The 6041-nt window shown below is 47.0% G+C and carries 6 protein-coding genes; all 6 read left to right on the forward strand.

Annotated features, from left to right (window positions below):
- Nucleotides 1-2 precede the first annotated feature (2 nt).
- The 6 genes from ACTHPA_RS18080 (at nt 3) to lysS (ending at nt 5619) form a co-directional block, all read left to right on the forward strand.
- On the forward strand, nt 3-1418 hold the full coding sequence (locus tag ACTHPA_RS18080) for an anthranilate synthase component I family protein (RefSeq protein WP_440502303.1): 1416 nt from the start codon (nt 3-5) through the stop codon (nt 1416-1418).
- A gap of 16 nt (nt 1419-1434) precedes the next feature.
- Complete coding sequence (gene pabC, locus ACTHPA_RS18085; RefSeq protein WP_440502304.1) at nt 1435-2283, forward strand: aminodeoxychorismate lyase; 849 nt, start codon at nt 1435-1437, stop codon at nt 2281-2283.
- Between the two features lie 4 nt (nt 2284-2287).
- Nucleotides 2288-3142: a dihydropteroate synthase gene (gene folP / locus ACTHPA_RS18090; protein WP_440502305.1), complete on the forward strand. Its 855-nt coding sequence runs from the start codon at nt 2288-2290 to the stop codon at nt 3140-3142.
- A gap of 22 nt (nt 3143-3164) precedes the next feature.
- On the forward strand, nt 3165-3533 hold the full coding sequence (gene folB / locus ACTHPA_RS18095; RefSeq protein WP_440502307.1) for a dihydroneopterin aldolase: 369 nt from the start codon (nt 3165-3167) through the stop codon (nt 3531-3533).
- Complete coding sequence (gene folK, locus ACTHPA_RS18100) at nt 3530-4027, forward strand: 2-amino-4-hydroxy-6-hydroxymethyldihydropteridine diphosphokinase (RefSeq protein ID WP_440502308.1); 498 nt, start codon at nt 3530-3532, stop codon at nt 4025-4027. The genes folB and folK overlap by 4 nt, the downstream gene beginning before the upstream one ends.
- A gap of 101 nt (nt 4028-4128) precedes the next feature.
- Nucleotides 4129-5619: a lysine--tRNA ligase gene (gene lysS, locus ACTHPA_RS18105; protein WP_440502310.1), complete on the forward strand. Its 1491-nt coding sequence runs from the start codon at nt 4129-4131 to the stop codon at nt 5617-5619.
- Nucleotides 5620-6041 lie beyond the last annotated feature (422 nt).

A 6041-nucleotide genomic window follows, 5' to 3' on the forward strand; every position in this document is an offset into this window, starting at 1 on the left:
AAATGAATAGATTGCATCCTCATTACAAGGTGGCCGAAATGACGAAGGAGCAATTTTTTTATGCCTATAAAGAACTTGCGAAAACAGCAGAACAGCATGTTTTGCTGGAAAGCGGACGCACGGGCAAGCTATGTATCGCAGGTGTCGATCCGCTAGTTACGCTAACGAGCAGACAGTCTCATTCGGTAGAGCTTGAATGGCGTGACGGAATGAAGGAGGTGCGGGAAGGCGAACCTCTTGAACTAGTATCTGCGATCATCGAATCGATGAAGATGGAAAGTGTACCGGAGCTGCCGGATTTCCAAGGAGGTGCCATAGGTTTTATTAGTTACGATTACGCACGGACATATGAACCGATTGAAGAAATGACTGTGGATGATCTTGACACGCCGGATGTCTTCTTCTATTTATTTGATCGTTGGGCTGTTCTTGATCAGGATACGGAAACCGTCTATTTCATGGCGCTTCCTGGGCGCGGACTGGATGTTTCGAAAATGGAAAGGGAATGGCTGGACGCGGCAGAAGTGGGATTGAGCAATCGCGCCATAACGACAAGCGATCTCACAATCGACTATACAAGACCTGAAAATGTGGAAGTGTCAGTGACCGGACCTCAATTCGAACAAATGGTGCGAGACGTCCAGCAGTATATTGCGGATGGGGATGTCAATCAAGTTAATCTGTCCGTCCGGCAATCGAAGTTACTTTCCGCCGATCCGCTATCGATGTACGAAGCATTGCGATCTTTCAATCCATCGCCTTATATGGCGTCAATCGGGGCGAAGGAATTCGCTGTCGTCTCCGGCTCACCGGAATTGCTGCTTAAAAAGCGGGGAACGGAATTGAGTACGCGTCCGATCGGAGGAACGAGGCCGAGAGGGGCGACGGAAATCGAAGATGAAACGTTTGAGATGGATTTGCTCTCCAATGAGAAAGAGAAGGGTGAGCATATTATGCTTGTCGAACAGGAACTGGAAGATTTCGGGCAAGTATGTGTGCCAGAAACAGTGGAAACGGATGAATTCATGGTTATTGAGCGGTATTCACACGTTATGCATCTCGTTTCAAATGTTAGAGGGACAGCATCTCCGGAGTTATCGAACGCCGCTATCATTAAAGGGGTATTTCCTGGAGGGTCGATCACCGGCTCACCGAAGCTGCGTACGATGGAAATCATCGAGGAATTGGAGCCGACGCGGCGAGGTTTGTATACAGGATCAATCGGCTGGGTTGGTTTTAACGGTGATATGGAATTGAATATCGTCATTCGGACTGCGTATATAAAAGACGGGGTTGCCCATATACAAGCAGGGGCGGGTTTAGTCGCTGACTCTGATCCGAAAGCGGAATACGTGGAGTCGCTCAACAAAGCGAGAGCGCTCTGGCAAGCGAAGGAAATGGCCGAAGCGGTAGAATGAAAGGAGGATCACCTCCATGCTATGTTGGATGAACGGTGAATTTGATCAGGCGGAGCAATTGCGGATATCCCCGTTTGATCATGGGTTTTTATATGGCGCAGGCTTTTTTGAGACGTTCAGAACGTATGAAGGACATGTGTTTTTATTTAAAGAGCATATGGAGCGACTTCGTGCGGCATTGTTTGAATACCGGATTGATATGCCTTACTCGGATGAAGAGATTTTGGATGCCGTTCATGGCCTTTATGTCCGGTCGGGTGGACAAGACGGGTATTTCCGGCTGAATGTGTCTGCGGGGGTGCATGATATCGGGTTGGCTCCTTCTGAGTACAGGTCGCCGAATGTCATCCTGTTCCGGAAAGAGCTTGCGGCAACACCGCGGGGAACGGAAAAGAAGGCTGTGTGGCTCGAGACGGAAAGGAATATTCCAGAAAGCCGGATCCGCCATAAATCGCATAACTTCCTTAACAATGTACGCGGACGTTTGGAGCTGACATCATTGAAGGAGCTTGAAGGAATCTTCCTTACACCGCATGGACATGTCGCTGAAGGAGTGACATCCAATGTGTTTTGGGTGAAGGACGGGGAGCTATACACGCCGTCTGTAGAAACAGGAATTTTGCCAGGCCTTACACGCGCCTTCATATTGGAGCTTGGGACGCAGGCCGGAATGGATGTACATATCGGGTTGTTTAGGAAGAGTGAAGTCGAGCGGGCGGATGAAGTGTTCGTTTCGAACTCAATCCAAGAGCTCGTCCCTCTTTCTGCGGTAGGCGAGCATACAATGCCTGGTGCTTCAGGGGTTTATTATCAAAAATTGCATAGGTTGTACGAGCGGGCGATTGATGAAATGAAAGAAGGGTAAAGCCATGGAATTATCGAAAGCGAAAGAAATATACCGTTTAGGAAATACCGAATTCAATTTCAAAAAGGAGACGGCTGTAATGGGCATCTTGAATGTCACGCCGGATTCTTTCTCAGATGGAGGCAAATACGGTCAAGTCGATGCGGCATTGAAGCATGCAGAGGAAATGCTTCGAGATGGGGCGAAAATCATTGATATAGGCGGTGAGTCGACGCGGCCTGGGCATGCCCCAGTCTCGCTCGAAATGGAGCTTGAGCGTACGATTCCGGTAATCGAGGCATTAGTTCGGGAATTGGACTGTGTCATTTCAATCGATACGTATAAGGCGGACGTGGCGGATGCTGCATTGAAAGCCGGTGCTAAGATTGTCAATGATGTATGGGGCGCGAAACGTGAGCCGAGGATCGCGGAAGTGGCGGCTGCACACAGGGCGCCGATCATCCTTATGCATAATCGAGAAGAAGCGGAGTATGCTGGACCATTCATGGATGAAATGATTGCTGACTTGGATGAAAGTGTTGAAATTGCGCGCAAGGCGGGTGTGCCGGAATACAATATTTGGCTTGACCCAGGCATCGGCTTTGCGAAAAATACGAGGCAGAATGTATTGGCGATGCAAGGACTACGCCGCATATCAGATATGGGATACCCGCTTTTGCTTGCCACGTCCCGGAAAAGGATGATCGGCAACATCCTAGATTTGCCGGTCGAAGAGAGAATGGAAGGAACTGGTGCAACGGTTTGCTATGGCATCGAGCACGGCTGTCATATGGTGCGGGTGCATGATGTGAAAGCGATCTCCCGTATGGTAAGAATGATGGACGTGTTAGCTGGCAAGACGGAAGTAAACGTCGACTGATCGAGAAACGGAGGGTGCGAGGATGGATTATATTCATTTGAATGAGATGGAGTTTTACGGCTATCATGGCGCATTGGAGGAAGAGACGGTGTTAGGGCAGCGTTTCCGAGCCAATGTATCGCTTGCTGTTGATTTAGCCGAAGCAGGGGCTTCGGATGATTTGAAGAAGACGGTCAATTACGCAGAAGTGTTTGAGGTTTGTCGATCTGTAATCGAAGGGGAGCCGAAGAAACTGATTGAATCAGTTGCAGAGGAGATTTCCCGCACCATATTGGAGCAGTTCGCTAAGCAAGTCAACGGCGTACGAGTTGTTTTAATCAAACCTGACCCGCCAATACGGGGGCACTACGCCTCGGTATCCGTAGATATTACGAGAGGACAGTTTTCATGAATACCGCGTACATTTCCATAGGATCCAATATTGGAGACAGGCTGCATCATCTTATGGAGGCAGTCCGATCACTTCATTCGCACGAGAAGATCGAAGTGTCGAACGTGTCCTCTATCTATGAAACGGCACCTGTCGGTTATACGGATCAGGCAGACTTCTTGAACTTGGTCGTCTCTGTAGAAACTTCATTGGATCCATATGAATTATTGTCGGCATGCCAACATATTGAGAACGGTTTAGGTCGCGTGCGGGACATCAGATGGGGACCTCGGACTGTCGACCTTGACATTTTACTGTATAATAACGACAATATTGAAGCGGAGAATTTAACTGTGCCTCACCCGAGAATGGGTGAACGGGCTTTTGTTCTCGTGCCTTTATTGGAAATCGCGTCTACAATCGGACATCCTGTAACAGGAACTCCGTTTACAGTTGCCGATGACGATGGCGTTGTACTTTGGAAGAAAGCTGATGAATTCAAGCAGCAACTGTGATGCAACCGCCATTATAGTGGCGGCTTTTTTTACATAAAGAGTTTGTGTACAATAGGAACATGCCATCCGGCGTGAGGGATCACTATGAAGGAGTGAAGGAAATGTCCCATTTGGATGAATTGAACGATCAGCTTTTGGTGAGACGCCAGAAGATGGAAGAAATGCGGGAAAACGGTTTAGATCCGTTTGGCGCAAGGTTTGAGCGGACGCACCTGTCCAATGATATCCGCAAAGCTTATGAGGAGCTTTCTAAAGAGGAATTGGATGAAACAGTGCATGAAGTGAAAATTGCAGGACGAATCATGACGAAGCGCGGCAAAGGAAAGGCGGGCTTTGCCCATATCCAAGACCTCGGCGGTCAGATTCAAATCTACGTCCGTCAAGATGCAGTCGGCGAAGAGGCATATGACCAATTTAGCCATGCAGATCTAGGGGATATTGTCGGCATCAAAGGAAACGTCTTTAAAACAAAAGTCGGTGAACTTTCTATTAAGGTAACGGAATTCACATTCCTTACGAAAGCACTTCGTCCATTGCCGGATAAATTCCACGGATTGAAGGATATCGAACAAAGATATCGCCAGCGCTATCTAGACTTGATCATGTCAGAGGAAAGCAGGGAGACTTTCATCACAAGAAGCCGCATCATCCAATCGATGCGCCGCTATTTGGATGGACAAGGCTTCCTTGAAGTTGAGACACCGATGCTGCACTCGATTGCAGGGGGAGCGACTGCTCGCCCATTCATTACACACCACAACGCTTTGGACATGACGCTTTATATGCGTATTGCAATTGAGCTTCATTTGAAACGCCTTATTGTCGGCGGTCTTGAAAAAGTCTATGAAATTGGCCGTGTTTTCCGTAATGAAGGGATTTCTACTAGACATAACCCAGAATTCACGATGATTGAACTATATGAAGCTTATGCGGATTATAAAGACATTATGGAACTCACGGAAAACTTGATTGCTCATATCGCGCAAGATGTATTGGGCACAACGCAAGTGAAGTACGGGGAAGATATCATCGACCTATCTCCTGGATGGAAGCGACTGCATATGGCTGATGCGGTTAAGGAATATACAGGCGTTGATTTCTGGAAAGAGATGTCTGTTGAAGAGGCACGTAGTCTTGCGAAAGAGCACGGCGTTGAAATTACGGATATGATGGAAGTCGGTCATATTCTGAATGAATTCTTCGAACAGAAAGTGGAAGAGCAACTTGTTCAACCTACATTCATTTTCGGACATCCAGTTGAAATTTCTCCTTTGGCTAAGAAGAATCCTGAAGATAGCCGATTCACGGATCGTTTTGAGCTGTTCATCGTAAGACGTGAACACGCAAACGCGTTTACCGAGTTGAATGATCCAATTGATCAGCGCCAACGTTTCGAAGCGCAATTAGTTGAAAAGGAACAAGGCAATGATGAAGCGCATGAAATGGATGAAGATTTTGTAGAAGCGCTAGAATATGGTTTGCCGCCGACAGGAGGACTAGGCATCGGAGTCGACCGTCTAGTGATGCTGTTGACAAACGCACAATCAATCAGGGATATACTTCTGTTCCCGCAAATGAGACATAAAGAGTAAGTGAAGGAAGCGCCGTGCAATCGGCTTGAAAACAATGATTGCACGGTCTTCGTTTCTGCTTGATAAAGCAAGGGAAGTTTTTTCGAAAAAAGTATTGCAAACAAAAAGACAAGCTGGTATAGTAATAAACGTTGCGTTTCCGGTAAGTGAATAACTACTTCAAAACAGCTTAAAACTTTTTGAGAAAAGTTGTTGACAAAGGAATTGCAAAGATGGTATTATATAAGAGTTGCTTCTGACGAAGCGGCGCACAATGAACCTTGAAAACTGAACAGCAAAACGTCAACAAATAAAGTCTTGCAGCCGGCTTTGTCGGTGAAGAGACAAAACGAATCTTCGGATTCAAAAATTGACATCTTAAATGATGCCAGCAAGAAACTCGAGCTACTCGAATTTCTCTATTATGGAGAGTTTGATCCTGG

The sequence above is a fragment of the Sporosarcina sp. SAFN-015 genome, assembly GCF_051966875.1.
Lineage (GTDB): Bacteria > Bacillota > Bacilli > Bacillales_A > Planococcaceae > Sporosarcina.

Coding starts and splice junctions, on each gene's coding strand:
- ACTHPA_RS18080 (WP_440502303.1), top strand. CDS start 3: ATGAATAGATTGCATCCTCATTACAAGGTGGCCGAAATGACGAAGGAG.
- pabC (WP_440502304.1), top strand. CDS start 1,435: ATGCTATGTTGGATGAACGGTGAATTTGATCAGGCGGAGCAATTGCGG.
- folP (WP_440502305.1), top strand. CDS start 2,288: ATGGAATTATCGAAAGCGAAAGAAATATACCGTTTAGGAAATACCGAA.
- folB (WP_440502307.1), top strand. CDS start 3,165: ATGGATTATATTCATTTGAATGAGATGGAGTTTTACGGCTATCATGGC.
- folK (WP_440502308.1), top strand. CDS start 3,530: ATGAATACCGCGTACATTTCCATAGGATCCAATATTGGAGACAGGCTG.
- lysS (WP_440502310.1), top strand. CDS start 4,129: ATGTCCCATTTGGATGAATTGAACGATCAGCTTTTGGTGAGACGCCAG.